The organism is Bradyrhizobium sp. WSM4872, from assembly GCF_055811715.1.
In genome coordinates, this window is record NZ_JBVVPT010000006.1 from 148,390 (window position 1) to 163,342 (window position 14,953).

A 14,953-nucleotide genomic window follows, 5' to 3' on the forward strand; every position below is an offset into this window, starting at 1 on the left:
GCCAAACTCTCGATCCTAGCTATTGAGCTGCGGCGGCTTCAGGTTCGGAAAGCGCGTGAGCATCGCGGTCCTGATAAACCTCAGATGATTGATGGTGTTTGCCAATTCCTTGAGCCGCCGCTGACCGTTGGAGATGTCGGCCGCAAAGAGATCTTGATGATGGCTGTCGATCGGCTCCCGTTCGAGATATTCATCGGTGCCGTTTCCGAAGGTGACGGATGCACGCGCAAGCGCGTCATCAACGCGTCGTCCGAGGCCGACCTGCTCCCGCTCCGCATCGCGCAAGGCCGTATCGATCGCGACCATGACGGCATCGATTCGAACGCGATCCGTCTCCGCATCGCGCTCGACGGTGCGGGCCTTGAAGCCCTTGTCCTCACGGCGGGAGCTGAGAAAGTTGTGTGCGCGCGCTCTCAGGAACAGCTGAAACATTTGGGCCATCCCACGTTCGAGATTTGGACCGCTAACATCGGTCAGGCATAGTTAACAAAGCCTGAAGCTCGTGGATGCGCCGCCTGGCTTTGTGCCATCCACGCCCGCCAGGCTCCTTCGTGTTTGGAATAAAGCTCGAGCCATCGAGCTTCGTCCGCCGCGGCGGCTCCATCGCTTGGACCGATTTCGGCCACGGTTTGAACCGTCTCTCCCGATGTCATATCCAACGCTTCGAACTCCGCCGTTTCCGGAAGCGACAGCCCTATCAGCACCCGTTGCCCTTGCGCATCAACGAAATACCTGCGGGGCGCGTTATGCCTTTCAGTCATTCGAATGAGCCTCATCCATGATCCAAGGACCTGGAAGATCTTTCAGGTGTCGATCATAGGCGCGGACGAAAACGATCAAAATAAGGATGCAAATTATCGCGCCCAGCAAAGCAATCAGATACGTCATTTACGCCTACCCTAACGCGGGCCCCGGAAAAATCGGGGCGGCTAAACTTTCGCCGTGAATCGATATATTTTAGGTGACGTTGGCTAAGCTCTCAAGAATTGCGACAAGTTAACCTAACCGCGCATGGTTATTTCGATCACGCCACGGAGATCGTTCGGCAAACAGGCCAGGCGCGAAATTCCACCATTACGACGGCGACTGACTTCGTTCCGCCCCTGATGCCGCCGGAGTATAGGGCGCGTAGAGACGATATCTTGCCGATCGCTTGCGCGAGCGCCACGCCCTCGCACCATAGCCGCAAGCAAAACCGCCGGCGAAGATCGAACCCAAGACCACAATTGCCAACATTTGAACGTCCCATTTTTCCGGCGCGTTCCTCCCATTGCATTTCATCTTGTCGTTGTGACGACTTCAAGATCGGCACCGCTGAAAGTTTTGCCAGGTGATGATGAAGTTTGTGCAAGAGCTGATTGAAGTTTGGTCGTTGTCCGACAGCCGGGAGCCTGGAAGTGGCAAAACGTCTCACTGATTAAAAGTTAGATCCGGCCGGATGTTAATCCGGGTTCACGCAGTCCATGCAGCCTTCAGAACCGGCGGTCGACAATTCGGCTTCCACTCATTCAATGCGCGGCGACGGCTGCTGATCAGCATTGACATCTCCGTGGTAATACGGAGCAACGAAGTCCGGATTACGCGCGGTAAGGTTGAGCGGTTAGCTTAATCCGCATTGTTTGTTGCGAAGTCTCACCGATCGCTTATCCCATCGTCTCACCGGGCTCCCCCAAGCTCGGCCCCACCCAAGCAAAGCCGTCGAGCGACATGGGTCCGCTTGGCGGCTTTGCTTTTGTCGCGACGAGAGGATGATTTCGGTTATGGCGCGCAAGCCCTGGTCGTTCAAGGAAGACCGCCGGCTGATGGAGTTGGCCAAGTCTTCGGCTTCATTGGAGGAGGCGGCGAAACAGCTCGGACGCTCGCCCGATGCGATCAAGCGCATGGCCTTGCGCCTTGGTCTTTCGTTGAAAACGAAGGCGAGAAAAAAGGCCTAGCAGAGCGCGCCGCAGTGTTCCGCCAACGACGTCATGGATGAACCGCGGGCGGGCGATCGCCGGTTCTGACGAAGAACGACGCGTCGTATTGCTGATCGGACTGGAGCAAGGACCCAAACCAAGGTGACCGCCGCCGCCGGCAGAAGGTTCGAGTCCAGCTGCATGAATAAAAGCGCTATAGCCCTATTCGCCGGGGAACCGAACCAGCTCGCTTGCGTTGACGTCAACTTCATCGCGAGGTCTGGCCGTGGCACATCTTGCCATTTCCGTCATCCTGGTCTGGTTGGCTATCAATATCGCCTTCGTGGTCTTGCGCTTGCGAGCCACCCGGCCACTGCATGGTGGCGGCGCCCGGCAGGCTCCCGTCACACCCTACAATCCCTCACCCGCGTCCCTCCGCCATCGAATGGGCCGTTAGAGCTTGAGAGCGGAGGAGTAAAGGTCTCCGCCCCACTGCCCTTCCCGCGATTCAACGAGTTGGTCGAGCCACGCTGCTTGGCGCAGAGCGCTAATTTCCGACCGACGCGATGCTGGAGACCTGACCGGATTGAACCGTTACCCGAGACCGGCGAAACGCTCCGGACCGGGCGCCCTGCTCAATCGGCCTTAACGATACTCTCAGCTTTCAACACGGCCCGGCTCCGGTCCGGCTATGGTCGTCCAATGCGCCGCAACCACCTCATTGCAGCCGCAGGCGTCTGCTTCGCGCTCATCGTCTATGCCACGCTTGCGAGACTGGCGGGAAGACCCGTGCTTATCGGTCATCACGAGGCTTATTGGGTCGTCGTGATCGAGCGCTTCAGCGCTTACGGGTTGCTGGGATTTCTCTTGTCCTTCCTGTTGCCCGGTCGGCTCACCCTCGCATGCTCGCTTGTCGTGGCCGTCGCACTGGGCCTCGAAATCCTGCAAGCAATGACGCCCGATCGTGATCCGGGTTTCCTGGACGTGCTGCAAAAAGCAGCAGGCGGGACCGTCGGGGTCCTCCTCGCTCAAACAATCCTGGCCTTCTTACCGAGACCGCCCGCCTGAGCAGCACGTCCGCATAGGAAGTTGCCGTCGTTATTTCAGCATTTGTCCCTGTAGTTCACCGCCCGGGTTCGCGGCCGTATGAATGTTCGCGTACCATTTCCCGGCCAGCAGATCCGCAGCCTGCCTCAGCCTTGCCCGTTCCAGGCGAGTTGTTCGGAGCATGCGGGAGCTAAGCCGACCGGTGCCGGCCTTGGAACTGGTTCGGCGTCAGGAGTTCTGCCATCTGCCTATGGGTGGCCTGGAGCGCCTCGATGGCGCCGTCCAGATCAAAATCGGCGTCCCGGACAGAGGCGAAAAATTTGGCAGTCAGCGCGAGATCGAGCTTGACGCGGGTTGCGCCGTCGCGGCTTTTGCGGCGGTCCAGTGACAAATGGATGGCCCGCATTCGTGCCTCGGCAGGCGTGCAGCCGCTAAGCTCGGCGAGTTCGTCATAAGTCATCCAGATCTGTGCCATGTTTCAGTCACTCCCTTACTCGGCATCAGCTTATTTTTGGTGCTTAAAGCTTCGGTTGCCGCGATGCGCGCGCCGACTGTTTCGCAGCGATAGGGTCAATGAGAGCTAAACGAAGAAGGACAATCGTGCCGGGCCTCGGTGGGTTGCATACAGCGAAGATCGATCTATGCTCACCCGATCGATCAACTATTGAACTGAGGCAACCACATTGGGACAGATCACTTCGGAAGCCCTCTCCTTGAGTGAAGTCGTGTCCTGTGGCGCCACTCGGCATGTCCGCGCCTTCGGCAAGGTTTCGAATGGCTGACGCTTGCGTTGCTCGTGCAGTGTGCCGATTGGTGCTGGCCGCGGGGGCATGGATGATCGTTGATTTCACCTCGAGGTAAGCCGACATGACCGACCGACCGACTGTCCTCGTTACGGGAGGCGCCGGCTATATCGGCTCGCATGCCTGCCGCGCCCTGACCGCAGCCGGCTATCAGCCCGTCGTTTATGACAATCTGTCGACAGGTCATCGCGGCTTCGTCGCCGGTCCGCTGGTAACGGGCGATCTGCTCGACGGCGCCACGCTGACGCGCGCCTTCGCCGAGCACAAAATCACGGCGGTCATGCATTTCGCGGCGGCGAGCCTCGTCGGCGAGTCCATGACCGACCCGCAAAAGTACTACATCAACAATGTGCAGGGCACGCTGTCGCTCTTGCAGGCGATGCGCAATGCGGGTTGCCATCGTATCGTGTTCTCCTCGACCGGCGCCGTCTACGGCAATGCAGACTCCAAGGAGCTGCCGGAAGACTTCCCCTGCGCGCCAATCAACCCCTATGGCGCATCGAAATGGATGATCGAGCGCATGCTCGCCGATTACCGCGCCGCTTACGGCTTCGGCGCGTTCTGCCTGCGCTATTTCAACGCCAGCGGCGCCGATCCCGCCGGCGGCATCGGCGAATTGCGTGACAACGAAACCCATCTCATTCCGCGCGCCATGATGGCGTTACAGGGCCATGTCGATTTTGCCGTGTTCGGTGAGGACTACGACACGCCCGACGGCACCGCGATCCGCGACTACATCCATGTCACCGACCTCGCGGCGGCGCATGTCGCGGCGCTGAAACTGCTGGAACAAGGGCATGCCGGCGGCAGCTTCAATCTGGGCACCGGCTCCGGCTTTTCGGTGCGGGAAATCCTGACCGCCATCAGGCAGGAGACCGGACGCGAGGTGCCGCACACGGTCAAACCGCGCCGCGCCGGCGATCCCACCTATCTGGTCGCCGATCCCTCCGCAGCGCGAAAAGTGCTGAATTTCGTACCGCGACATTCGGATCTGCCGACTGTGATCCGTACCGCCTGGGCCTGGCACCAGCGGGCTCATCCGCTTAAGCAATCCTGACAACACCGTCGAGGTCGATCAGGCTGGATGAGACGTGGCCTTATGGTCTATTCCGTTCTGACCCGGGCGATCCCGGCGCAAAAGGATGGCGTGATCGCGAACGGCCGTCGAGCCCCTTGGGCAGCTTGTCGGCATTGAGCTTCACGACCGCACCTCTGGCGTCAGCGGCCGGCACCTCGTCCTGGCTGTAGATCAGCGTCGCCTCGAAGGTCACATCGGGCGCCTGCTCGGCCGTTCCGGAACAGGTCGCCATCGCACCGCTGCACACGCCCGAGAGCTTGACCTCGACTTCGTCGAGCCCGAACACGGTCGGCGGCCCCTCGGCATGTCGCCGCGTGGTCAGAACCGCCGTGAAGCGCTGCTCGTCGATCCGGTAAGAGCCGCCATACGTGAAGAAGCTGTCGCTGCCGGAGATTCGTCCCTCCGCCAGATGCACGACGCCCGTGCCCTGACCGCGCGGGGTCCTGAACCAGGCCGCATATTTGCCGTCTCTCAGCATGAAAGCATCCACCGTAAAACTCAAACGTATTTGCAACCAACTCTGGGGCGCGACAATGACCCGCGCGGGGAGCATTCCGCCACGGTTAACGTCCTGCAAAGCGAGCCGGTCAAATTGCTGCCGAAGCGCAGCGACGCGGGCGGGCGCACGCTCCCCCCGTGCAGCGGGTGAGAAAGCTGGACCTCGTTGCAAACGGCGTTAAAAACGATCGGCGTGCCGACCTCGTTTGGCAGCTTGCATATAACCGCTATCAACTCCAACCAGTTCGTGACAGCTAGCCTTCCTGTTGCGCTGGGACGAAGTCGTGGAGATCGCCGCCGGTCAGCAGGCGACGCCATATCAGAAGACCGAGGCCACGCTCGCGCCCATTGTGGATATAGAGAGTGCAGCGGAGGGCACCCGATCGAGGCCGTCCCAGCCGAATGATGTTATCCATCCGGCCAACAGCTTGCCGGCGCACTGTTTTCTCCGGTCGCCCGTTTGAACCTCTTCCTGATAGAGTGCACCAATATCTGAGAGTGATTCCGGTCACACTTGCCTGGGCATTTCGCTGCTAAGCATCGGGCCTGGACGGGGACCGGGCAAGTATTCGGTCGAATTGGATGAGAATTGCCATGAAAAGCCTGATCGGCGCTGTTGTCGGCGCGTGCTGTCTTGCTGCCCCGGCTTTGGCGGAGAGCCCGGCCGCCATCGTCGAGGACGTGCAAGGCAAGGTCGACGGTGTCGCGTTCATGGATTATGTGGCGCCGGGCAAGATCATCAAGCTGGGGCCCAAGGCAACCATTACGCTCAGCTATCTCAAATCGTGCCAGCGCGAGACTATCAGCGAAGGCGTCGTCATGGTCGGCACCGAGCAGAGCACCGTGCAACTCGGCGAGGTTAAGCGGGAGAAGGTGCCCTGCGATACCAACGCGGCAAAACTGTCGGAGCGCGAGGCGAACCAGAGTGCCGCGACGACCTTCCGCACCATGCGGTCGGACGCCAAGGGCAGCGCTCCGGCCAAGCTGCCGACGCTCTACGGCGTCGCGCCGTTGGTGCAGGCCAAGAGCGGCAGCACCCTGGTGATCGAACGCACCGATGGCAAGGAGCCCACCATCAGCGTTCCCCTCAAGAGCGAGACGATGGTCGGAGGCAAGTTCTATGACTTCGCCAAAGCCGGGAAGTCGCTAACGCCGGGCGGCAGCTATCTCGCCATCCTCGGCACTAAGCGCTACGCCTTCCAGGTCGATCCCAGCGCCACGTCGTCGCCGACGCCGATCGTCGGACGCCTGCTGCGGCTCGAATAGGCAGCTAGCGACAGGGCGATGCGGCGGATCGGCAGACGGGACGTCGTTGCAGCGATCCTGATTGCGCTTCTTGCAGGCGCCGTGGTCACGTCTCCGCCGTTCCAGACGCTGCAGGGCCTGTCGCTCGACATCCTCACGGCACTGCGCGGCATGCTCGTCGGCGACCACCGCGATCCCGCGACATCACCGGTCGTCGTCGTGGCCATCGACGGCGAGACCTACGACACTCCGCCGTTCAAGGGATCGCCAACGCAGACCTGGACGCGCGAGATCGGCCGGGTGCTCGGGAGTATCAGCGACGGCGGTGCCAACGTCATCGGCTTCGACGTCATCTTCCCGAGCTCGATCGAGCAGTCGGAGATTCCCTTTGGCGACGCGCCGCTCGGCGACCGTATGAAGGGTTTTGACCGCGACTATCTCATCGCCTTGCGGAAGCTTTCCGACAACGGCAAACTGATCCTCGGCGAGATCCTGAGCAACGATCATCCCGACGCGCCTTACCCCGCACAGCGATTTGCGGTGAAGAACGCTGTCCGTGCCCTCAACGTCCATACCGACACTGATGACGTGATCCGGCGAATGCCGCTGAGCTTTTCGATCGACGGCAAGCCGGTCCCCGCGATGGCGGTCGAGCTCGCCGCGCGCGCGCTCGGCGCAAAGCCCGAGATTGCATCGTCCGGGCTCACCGAATTGTCCGGTTATGCAATTCCGAGCGCGGTGCCGAATACACTGACGCTCAATTTTCGAGGACTGGGCCGCGACATTCCGACTTTCTCTTTCGCCGACCTGCGAGCCTGCGTCGAGAAGGGAGACCGCGACTTCTTCCGCCGCGCCTTCGACGGCAAGGTCGTGCTGCTCGGCACCGCCCTGAATTTCGATGATCGCAAGCTCACCTCGATGCGACTGTCCGGCGGATACGACGGAACGCCGGGGCCACGATGCGCCCAGCCCACCCCGGCAAGCACCGTGCAAAAGGCCCGGAGCGACATCGCCGGTGTCTTCGTGCATGCCAACGCGGTGCGAAATCTGATCGAACGCGATGCGGTGACCGAGCTCGGCTTTCCAATGCGGAGCATTCTCACCATCGTGTTCGCAGCGATCGTGGCCTGCGCGGCCTGCGTGCTCGCACCGGGTGGCGCACTAATCGCATGGATCGCTCTCACCGCCGTATACGCCGCTGTGGCCGTCGGTGCATTCGTCCATGCCTTGGCGCTGCCGCTGACGGAGCCGGCACTCGCAAGCCTTGCGGCGCTCGCGATGATGATCGGCTACCGTTTCGTGCTGGCCGATCGTGACGAGCGTTTCCTGCGCAGGAGCTTTGCCTTCTATCTCGCTCCCGAAGTGATCGAGACGATGGTGGCCTCCGGCAAGATGCCGGCGCTCGGCGGCGAAATGCGCAACGTCACCATGTTCTTCTCCGACCTGAGCGGCTTCTCTTCCATCGCCGAGACGATGACGCCGGGCGAGCTGGTGACGCTGATGAACGAATATCTGTCGGCCATGACCGACATCATCGAGAGCCATGGCGGCTATGTCGACAAATATATCGGCGATTCCATTGTCGCCATGTTCGGTGCGCCCGCCGACGATCCCGCGCATGCGCGCCACGCCGTCCATGCCGCGCTGAAATGTCACGAAAAGTTGGCGGAGCTCAACGCCGGGAGCGCCGCCTTCGCCGGCCATGGCCTGTCTCACCGCATCGGGCTCAACAGCGGCGAGGCCGTGGTCGGCAATATCGGCTCCCGCCGCCGCTTCAACTACACCGTGATGAGCGACACCGTGAACGTCGCTTCGCGGCTCGAAGGCGCCAACAAATACTACGGCACCGCAATCATGGCCTCAGAAACGACTGTCGCGCAGACAGGCAATACTTTCAAATGGCGCGAGCTCGACTCCATCAAAGTGATAGGACGCGGCGAGGCGATCAAGGTGTTCGAGCCCCTCGCGGAGAAGGGCACGGAGAGTGCCGGGCAGACGAAAATTGCCGCCGCGTATGCGGAAGGGCTGGCGTGCTGGCGGGCAAGGGAGTTTGCGAAGGCGGCTGATGCGTTCGGGCGAACGGCGGAAATGGATTCGGCGTCAGCGCTTTTTGGCAAGCGCGCGACTGCGCTCGCTACAAATCCACCGGCGTCGGATTGGACGCCGGTGAATATTCTAGAAGGAAAGTAGCGCGGCGTCGCACCGCTTTTCGGGTCCACTCCACGCTAGAACGGCAACCCCACGTAATTCTCCGCCAGCAGACGCTGCGCCGTCTCGGACGACAGCAGATATTCCAGTTCGGTCTGCTGGAGCCGGTCCTCGTATTCGAGCCGGTCGGGGAAGCGATGCAGCAGCATCGTCATCCACCACGAGAATCGTTGCGCCTTCCAGATCCGCGCCAGCGCCTTGGCGGAATAGCCCTGAAGCCCGGAATCATCGCCGTTCTGATAGTGCGCGAGCATGGCGTGGTAGAGATAATAGATGTCGGAGGCGGCGCTGTTCAGCCCGCGCGCGCCGGTCGGCGGCACGATGTGGGCGGCATCGCCGGCGAGAAACAGGCGGCCGTAGCTCATCGGCTCGGCGACGAAGCTGCGCAACGGCGCGATGCTCTTCTCGATGGACGGCCCCGTGATCAAGCGGCCGCCGACCTCGTCCGGCAAACGACGCTTCAGCTCGGCCCAGAACGCATCGTCACCCCAGTCCTCCACCTTGTCGGTGAGCGACACCTGGACGTAGTAGCGGCTCAGCACTTGCGACCGTAGGGAACACAGCGCGAAGCCGCGCTCGTGCTTCACATAGATCAGCTCCGGCGACACCGGTTTCGTGCGCGACAGCACGCCGAGCCAGCCGAACGGATAGATCTTTTCGTATTCCCGCAGCACGTCCTTCGGGATCGACTTGCGGCTGACGCCGTGAAAGCCGTCGGCGCCGACGATATAGTCGCAATCGACTCGAACGGTTTCGCCATTCGAACGATAGGTCACGTACGGCCGGTCCGAGGTCAGGTCATGCGGCGTCACGTCCTCGGCATTATGCACGACGTTGCCGCCGAGGCGGTCGCGCGCCTCGTAGAGGTCGCGCGTCAGCTCGGTCTGGCCGTAGACCAGCACCGAATTACCGCCGGAATGCTTGTAAAGGTCGATCTGGGAGAGCACGCCGTCATGGGCGATCTCGAATCCCTTGTGGATCTCGCCCTCCCGGTCCATCCGGTCGCCGCACTGAGCCTCGCGCATCAGCCTGGCGAAGCCGTGCTCGAGCACGCCGGCACGGATCCGGGCAAGCACGTGGTCGCGGCTGTACTTTTCCAACACGACCGTGTCGATGCCCTTGAGGTGCAGGAGCTGGGACAACAGCAGCCCGGACGGCCCGCCGCCGATGATACAAACCTGAACTTTCATTTTTACGTCCTCCTCGGCACTTTCTTGCAGATTCAGCGCCGCTGACCGATGGAGGCTTTCGTCTTTATCTTGTACTATTCGAACATGAGAAACGCAGCCCCCGCCCCGGCGATCCGGGTCTACAATTTGTTCGGCGAGTCCGGCGATCTGCCCGATGTCGTGCATTGCGAGACGATTGCCTCGCGCTCGGTGCTGCACGACTGGACGCTGGCCGTGCACCGCCACGCCCGGCTGCATCAGGTGCTGCTGATCGAACGCGGCGGCGGCGAGGCTACGCTCGATGGACGCGTGGTGCAGCTGAAGCCGATGCAAATCGTCAACGTGCCTGTCGGCCACGTCCATGGCTTCCGTTTCGTGCCTGATACCCAGGGCTGGGTGCTGACCATCGCCGCGGAAATATTGGACGAAGCGCTGCTCGCCTCCGAAGGACTGCGAGGTGCCCTGTCGCGCTCGGCCGTGATACGCGGCACGCCGCAGATCCGGACCACCATGAAGCAGATCTTTGCCGAACACGCCGCGCGCGATTTCGGCCGAGCGCATGTGCTGCGTGCACTGTCGGCGGCCATGATCGGGCTGGTGGCCCGCGCGCTCACCGGCGAGAGCGGCGGCAACGGCACGGCTGAAAGCGGACTATTCCGCCGCTTCGAGGCGCTGCTGGAACAGCATCATCTGGAACGCTGGAGCGTTGCGGACTATGCGAGTGCGCTGTCGATCACGCCGACTCATCTCAACCGGGTGACGCGGGCAGCAACCGGCGACACCGCCTCGCACCTGATCCTCAACCGGCTGATCCGCGAGGCGCGGCGCAACCTCGTCTACACCAATTTGCCGGTCTCGACCATCGCCTATGCACTTGGCTTCGAGGACCCCGCCTATTTCAGCCGGGTCTACGCCGCCGCCACGGGCGTGTCGCCGCGCGCCTTTCGCGCGCAGCTCCATGGCGACGAGACCTGAGACCATCACACGTCGAAAAACACCGTCTCTTCCGGCCCCTGCAAATTGATCGTGAAGGAATACACGATCTTGCCGGCGCGTTCGCTGCGATTTGCGATCAGAGTCGAGCGCCGGACCGGCTGCTCGATCAGGTTGAGCACCGGATCGGCGGCGTTGGCGGCCTCTTCGTCCGAGAAATAGAGGCGCGTGTTCAGACCGATGTTGATACCGCGCGCGACGATCCAAACATTGATGTGCGGAGCTCCCTTGCGGCCGGTCTTGTCGATGATCGCGCCCGGTTTGATGGTCTCGAAGGTGACGAGACCACTCTCGAAATCGGAGCCGGCGCGGCCCCAGCCGCGAAACTCCTCGTCCAGCACTCCGGGCGACCGATCGGCCGGATGGTTGTAGCGGCCGGTCGCGTTGGCCTGCCAGATCTCCAGCAGCACGTCGCGAAGTGGCGTGCCGCTGCCGTCGATCACCTTGCCCTCCAGCGTGATGCGTTCGCCTTGCGTGTTCGGCGCCACCAGCACGTTGGAGAAGTTCTTCTCGAAGATGTCGAAGCCGGCCATGGCCGGGATCAACCCGATATGGACGTAGGGCCCGGCCGTCTGCGAGGCGGTTTCCTTGAGGTAGTTGAGCGGCTGCGGCATGGACCTAGTTCCCTGCGGTGCGATTTTCGAAGTAAGTGGAGCGCTGGCCGCGCAAGACGATGTCGAAGCGGTAGGCGAGCGAGTCGAACGGTGTGGATGCGTTGAGGTCGAGCGGCGCGACGAGACGCTCCAGCGCATCCTTGTCCGGGATCGTCGTCAGGATCGGGCAGACCGGGATCAGGGGATCGCCCTCAAAGTACATCTGGGTGATCAGACGTTGTGCGAAGCCCGAGCCGAACACCGAGAAGTGGATGTGAGCGGGACGCCAGCTGTTGACGTAGTTACGCCAGGGATAGGGTCCCGGCTTCACGGTACGAAAATAATAGTAGCCCGTGTCGTCGGTCAGCGCGCGGCCGCAACCGCCGAAATTCGGATCGATCGGCGCCAGATACGTGTCCTTCTTGTGCCGGTACCGGCCGCCGGCATTGGCTTGCCAGAACTCGACCAGCGTGTTCGGTACGCCGCGGCCGGTCTCGTCCAGCACGCGGCCGTGGACGATGATGCGCTCGCCGACGGGATCGCCGTCCTTGGCGTAGTTGCGGATCAAATCGTTGTCGAGCGCGCCGAGGTCGTTGTGACCGAACACCGGCCCCGTAATCTCCGAGATCGAGTTCTCAAGCGACAGCAGCGCCTGGCGCGGCGAGCGTAGCACCGATGATTTGTAGCCCGGCGCGTGCGCGGGCGGATGCATGGAACGGTCGCGCTGGAAGAAGCCGCCGTCACCGAGCGGCGGCGTGAACGGCTCGGGGTGGTTGAGGCGGGGATCCCGCAAGGCTGGCGCCTGGGCATGCATCGGCGTTGTCTCTCCCTATCGCGCCCCGTTTGGGCGCACGACTTATCGGGAGATGATGGCGCGGGCTATTCTCAAGATAAATAGATCGATTATAATGAATTCCATGAATAAAATCGATCATTTGGCGCTCGATGGCCACGCGCTGGAGCTGTTCCTGGCGGTGCTGGAAGAAGGATCGGTGACGGCCGCCGCAACGCGGCTCGGCCTGACGCAATCCGCAGTCAGCCACGCCCTCAACAAGCTGCGGCGGATCGTCGGCGATCCGCTATTTGCCAAATCCGGCCGCGGCATTGTGGCCACGGCGCACGCCCAGGCGCTCGCGGCAAAGGCGCGGGCGCTGATCGACGAGATGCGCAGCTTTGCCGGCGGCGTCACGTTCGAACCGGCGAGCGCGCAGCTTTCGCTGACGATCGCCGCGAACGACTTCCAGCGCGACCTGCTGCTGCCGCGGTTCTTCGACCATGTCGCCGCGCAAGTGATGAGCCTGAACCTGCGCGTGACCCCCTCGCAGTCGCCCTCGCCGGCGATGCTGCGGGAAAACCGCTGCGACCTGCTGATCACGCCGCTGCCGCCGTCGGGCGTGGACATCGTGCAGAAGCGCCTGCTGCAGGACCATTACGTTTGTTACTACGACCCCAAAGCGCGTGCCGCGCCGGCTACACGCGGCGCCTATCTCGCGGGGCGTCACATCACGGTGGTCTACACTGACAATGAGCGGCTCGACTTCGATCGCCGGCTTGCAGCCAACGGCTTCCACCGCGACATCGCGATCTCGGTGCCGAGCTTCTCCGGCGTGCCGTCCTTCCTGCGCGGCTCGCAAATGCTGGCGAGCATGCCGAGCCTGCTGGCGCCCGGCGTGATGCACGGCTTCGCGCAGGTGGGGATTCCGTTGGCCTCGCGCACGCGAACCCTGGCCGAGCTGCCGATGTTCATGGTCTGGCATCAGCGCTATCAGAAGGACCCGGCGCATCGCTGGATCAGAAGCCAGCTCGAGACCGTGGCGGCGACGGCCTCGCACCCCGTCCCCGCGAAAACCTGATCCCCGTCAAACCCACTGGTTGCGCCGGGGCGGCCACGCTAGAATTCCCCCATGACAGTGACCGACATTGCGAGCCGGACCTACAATCACAGCTGGCGGCTGGATCCCATCATCCGCAGCCTGCTTGATACCGACTTCTACAAACTATTGATGTTGCAAATGATTCGGGAATCTTACCCGGATCAGCAGGTAACGTTCTCGGTCATCAACCGGTCGCGCCATGTCCGGCTCGCCGAAATCATCGACGAGGGCGAACTGCGCGCCCAGCTCGACCACGCCCGCACCATCCGCTTCACCAAAAAAGAGCTGATCTGGCTTGCCGGTAACACTTTCTACGGCAAGACCCACATGTTCTCGGCGGACTTCATCCGCTGGCTCGCCGAATTCCGACTGCCCGAATACGAGCTGCGCAAGGTCGAAGGCCAGTACGAGCTGCACTTCCATGGGCCGTGGAGCCATACCACGATGTGGGAGATTCCTGCGCTTGCCATCCTCAACGAGTTGCGCTCGCGCGCAGCGATGAAGGGCCGCGGCCGCTTTGAACTCGACGTGCTCTATGCCCGCGCCAAGGCCAAGCTGTGGAGCAAGGTGGAACGCCTGCGCAAGCTGGATGGCCTCCGGCTGTCCGATTTCGGCACCCGTCGCCGCCATGGCTTCCTCTGGCAGCGATGGTGCGTGGAGGCCGTGAAGGAAGGCCTGGGCCCGTCCTTCATCGGCACCTCCAACGTGCTGCTCGCGATGGACAATGATCTCGAAGCCATCGGCACCAACGCCCATGAACTGCCGATGGTCGCGGCGGCGCTCGCCAGCGACGACGAGGAGTTGCGGTGGGCGCCCTATCGCATCCTTGACCAATGGCGCCAGACCTATGGCGGCAACCTCCTGATCGCGCTGCCCGACGCTTTCGGCACCAAAGCTTTCCTGCGCGATGCGCCGGAATGGGTCGCCGACTGGACCGGCTTCCGTCCCGACAGCGCGCCGCCGATCCAGGCGGGCGAGGAGATCATGAAATGGTGGGAGCAGAAGGGCCGCAATCCCAGGGACAAGCTGCTGGTGTTCTCCGACGCGATGGACGTCGGCTCGATCGAGGAGACCTACCACCACTTCGCCGGCCGGGTGCGACTCTCCTTCGGCTGGGGCACCAATCTCACCAATGATTTCGTCGGCTGCACGCCGGACGGCTCGTTCAATCTCGATCCGATTTCGCTGGTCTGCAAGGTGTCGTCGGTCGACGGACATCCGGCCGTCAAGCTTTCCGACAATCCCGAGAAGGCGACCGGCCTGCCCTCGGAGATCGAGCGCTATTTGCGCGTATTCGGCGATGCCGGCCGCGTGCGCAAGCCGGTGCTGGTCTAGCGCCAGAGCAATCTCTCCATCAGGTAGACCACCTGGGGCGAATGCGAGACATCGGCGCGCCGATGCCGCGTCAGTTCCGGTTCGGCGGCATTTGCGACGATCTGCAAGCATCCACTTCACGACGCCTTCACCCTGCGACGTGGTCTCCTGGCATTTTCAAGTCGAGTTAAGCACCTTTCGCGCGTAATCCGCGTTATGAGCGGATCGCTCCGCTG

Annotated in this window: 15 protein-coding genes and 1 pseudogene; 8 read left to right on the plus strand and 8 right to left on the minus strand. The window is 62.3% G+C overall.

Annotated elements, in window-relative coordinates:
* Nucleotides 1-15: 15 nt before the first annotated feature.
* Together AC0L3C_RS11120 and AC0L3C_RS11125 are read right to left on the minus strand one after the other, a co-directional pair.
* Nucleotides 16-432 (minus strand): hypothetical protein, encoded by a 417-nt coding sequence (locus AC0L3C_RS11120; protein ID WP_473407980.1) that lies wholly within the window; start codon nt 430-432, stop codon nt 16-18.
* 41 nt (nt 433-473) lie between these two features.
* Nucleotides 474-776: a hypothetical protein gene (locus AC0L3C_RS11125; protein ID WP_473407981.1), complete on the minus strand. Its 303-nt coding sequence runs from the start codon at nt 774-776 to the stop codon at nt 474-476.
* 984 nt (nt 777-1,760) lie between these two features.
* Here AC0L3C_RS11125 and AC0L3C_RS11130 point away from each other — a divergent pair.
* The gene (locus AC0L3C_RS11130) at nt 1,761-1,934 is read left to right on the plus strand and encodes a hypothetical protein (RefSeq protein WP_162847250.1); all 174 of its coding nucleotides are present in this window, start codon (nt 1,761-1,763) and stop codon (nt 1,932-1,934) included.
* Nucleotides 1,935-2,597: 663 nt separating this feature from the next.
* Nucleotides 2,598-2,963 (plus strand): VanZ family protein, encoded by a 366-nt coding sequence (locus tag AC0L3C_RS11135; protein WP_473407982.1) that lies wholly within the window; start codon nt 2,598-2,600, stop codon nt 2,961-2,963.
* A 30-nt stretch (nt 2,964-2,993) separates the two neighbouring features.
* Here AC0L3C_RS11135 and AC0L3C_RS11140 read toward each other — a convergent pair.
* Both AC0L3C_RS11140 and AC0L3C_RS11145 read right to left on the minus strand, forming a co-directional pair.
* A pseudogene (locus AC0L3C_RS11140) lies at nt 2,994-3,086 on the minus strand (CHRD domain-containing protein); the annotation flags it as partial.
* A 46-nt stretch (nt 3,087-3,132) separates the two neighbouring features.
* Nucleotides 3,133-3,417, minus strand: coding sequence for a hypothetical protein (locus tag AC0L3C_RS11145; RefSeq protein WP_473407983.1), 285 nt, complete (start codon nt 3,415-3,417; stop codon nt 3,133-3,135).
* Nucleotides 3,418-3,809: 392 nt separating this feature from the next.
* Between AC0L3C_RS11145 and galE the strand changes: the two genes are divergently transcribed.
* Complete coding sequence (gene galE, locus AC0L3C_RS11150) at nt 3,810-4,802, plus strand: UDP-glucose 4-epimerase GalE (protein ID WP_473407984.1); 993 nt, start codon at nt 3,810-3,812, stop codon at nt 4,800-4,802.
* 40 nt (nt 4,803-4,842) lie between these two features.
* Here the strand turns inward: galE and AC0L3C_RS11155 are convergent, their stop codons facing one another.
* On the minus strand, nt 4,843-5,301 hold the full coding sequence (locus AC0L3C_RS11155; protein ID WP_473407985.1) for a hypothetical protein: 459 nt from the start codon (nt 5,299-5,301) through the stop codon (nt 4,843-4,845).
* Between the two features lie 614 nt (nt 5,302-5,915).
* Here AC0L3C_RS11155 and AC0L3C_RS11160 point away from each other — a divergent pair.
* Nucleotides 5,916-6,587, plus strand: a complete 672-nt coding sequence (locus tag AC0L3C_RS11160; RefSeq protein WP_473407986.1) for a hypothetical protein — start codon at nt 5,916-5,918, stop codon at nt 6,585-6,587.
* An 18-nt stretch (nt 6,588-6,605) separates the two neighbouring features.
* Nucleotides 6,606-8,756: a CHASE2 domain-containing protein gene (locus AC0L3C_RS11165; protein ID WP_473407987.1), complete on the plus strand. Its 2,151-nt coding sequence runs from the start codon at nt 6,606-6,608 to the stop codon at nt 8,754-8,756.
* 35 nt (nt 8,757-8,791) lie between these two features.
* Here the strand turns inward: AC0L3C_RS11165 and pobA are convergent, their stop codons facing one another.
* Nucleotides 8,792-9,964, minus strand: a complete 1,173-nt coding sequence (pobA, locus tag AC0L3C_RS11170; protein WP_473282275.1) for a 4-hydroxybenzoate 3-monooxygenase — start codon at nt 9,962-9,964, stop codon at nt 8,792-8,794.
* Nucleotides 9,965-10,012: 48 nt separating this feature from the next.
* Between pobA and AC0L3C_RS11175 the strand changes: the two genes are divergently transcribed.
* Nucleotides 10,013-10,918: a helix-turn-helix domain-containing protein gene (locus AC0L3C_RS11175; RefSeq protein WP_473407988.1), complete on the plus strand. Its 906-nt coding sequence runs from the start codon at nt 10,013-10,015 to the stop codon at nt 10,916-10,918.
* A gap of 5 nt (nt 10,919-10,923) precedes the next feature.
* On the opposite strand, the gene pcaG is transcribed toward AC0L3C_RS11175, so the two are convergent.
* Both pcaG and pcaH read right to left on the minus strand, forming a co-directional pair.
* Entirely contained in the window at nt 10,924-11,550 is a 627-nt protein-coding gene (pcaG, locus tag AC0L3C_RS11180; RefSeq protein ID WP_473407989.1) for a protocatechuate 3,4-dioxygenase subunit alpha, read from the minus strand.
* Between the two features lie 4 nt (nt 11,551-11,554).
* Nucleotides 11,555-12,343 (minus strand): protocatechuate 3,4-dioxygenase subunit beta, encoded by a 789-nt coding sequence (pcaH, locus tag AC0L3C_RS11185; protein WP_473407990.1) that lies wholly within the window; start codon nt 12,341-12,343, stop codon nt 11,555-11,557.
* A 94-nt stretch (nt 12,344-12,437) separates the two neighbouring features.
* Between pcaH and AC0L3C_RS11190 the strand changes: the two genes are divergently transcribed.
* The gene (locus tag AC0L3C_RS11190) at nt 12,438-13,382 is read left to right on the plus strand and encodes a LysR family transcriptional regulator (RefSeq protein ID WP_473407991.1); all 945 of its coding nucleotides are present in this window, start codon (nt 12,438-12,440) and stop codon (nt 13,380-13,382) included.
* A 51-nt stretch (nt 13,383-13,433) separates the two neighbouring features.
* Nucleotides 13,434-14,738 carry a nicotinate phosphoribosyltransferase gene (pncB, locus tag AC0L3C_RS11195; protein WP_473282265.1) on the plus strand — a complete coding sequence of 435 codons (1,305 nt, stop codon included), beginning with the start codon at nt 13,434-13,436 and terminating at the stop codon, nt 14,736-14,738.
* Nucleotides 14,739-14,953 lie beyond the last annotated feature (215 nt).

Coding starts and splice junctions, on each gene's coding strand:
- AC0L3C_RS11120 (WP_473407980.1), bottom strand. CDS start 432: ATGTTTCAGCTGTTCCTGAGAGCGCGCGCACACAACTTTCTCAGCTCC.
- AC0L3C_RS11125 (WP_473407981.1), bottom strand. CDS start 776: ATGAGGCTCATTCGAATGACTGAAAGGCATAACGCGCCCCGCAGGTAT.
- AC0L3C_RS11130 (WP_162847250.1), top strand. CDS start 1,761: ATGGCGCGCAAGCCCTGGTCGTTCAAGGAAGACCGCCGGCTGATGGAG.
- AC0L3C_RS11135 (WP_473407982.1), top strand. CDS start 2,598: ATGCGCCGCAACCACCTCATTGCAGCCGCAGGCGTCTGCTTCGCGCTC.
- AC0L3C_RS11145 (WP_473407983.1), bottom strand. CDS start 3,417: ATGGCACAGATCTGGATGACTTATGACGAACTCGCCGAGCTTAGCGGC.
- galE (WP_473407984.1), top strand. CDS start 3,810: ATGACCGACCGACCGACTGTCCTCGTTACGGGAGGCGCCGGCTATATC.
- AC0L3C_RS11155 (WP_473407985.1), bottom strand. CDS start 5,301: ATGCTGAGAGACGGCAAATATGCGGCCTGGTTCAGGACCCCGCGCGGT.
- AC0L3C_RS11160 (WP_473407986.1), top strand. CDS start 5,916: ATGAAAAGCCTGATCGGCGCTGTTGTCGGCGCGTGCTGTCTTGCTGCC.
- AC0L3C_RS11165 (WP_473407987.1), top strand. CDS start 6,606: ATGCGGCGGATCGGCAGACGGGACGTCGTTGCAGCGATCCTGATTGCG.
- pobA (WP_473282275.1), bottom strand. CDS start 9,964: ATGAAAGTTCAGGTTTGTATCATCGGCGGCGGGCCGTCCGGGCTGCTG.
- AC0L3C_RS11175 (WP_473407988.1), top strand. CDS start 10,013: ATGGAGGCTTTCGTCTTTATCTTGTACTATTCGAACATGAGAAACGCA.
- pcaG (WP_473407989.1), bottom strand. CDS start 11,550: ATGCCGCAGCCGCTCAACTACCTCAAGGAAACCGCCTCGCAGACGGCC.
- pcaH (WP_473407990.1), bottom strand. CDS start 12,343: ATGCATGCCCAGGCGCCAGCCTTGCGGGATCCCCGCCTCAACCACCCC.
- AC0L3C_RS11190 (WP_473407991.1), top strand. CDS start 12,438: ATGAATTCCATGAATAAAATCGATCATTTGGCGCTCGATGGCCACGCG.
- pncB (WP_473282265.1), top strand. CDS start 13,434: ATGACAGTGACCGACATTGCGAGCCGGACCTACAATCACAGCTGGCGG.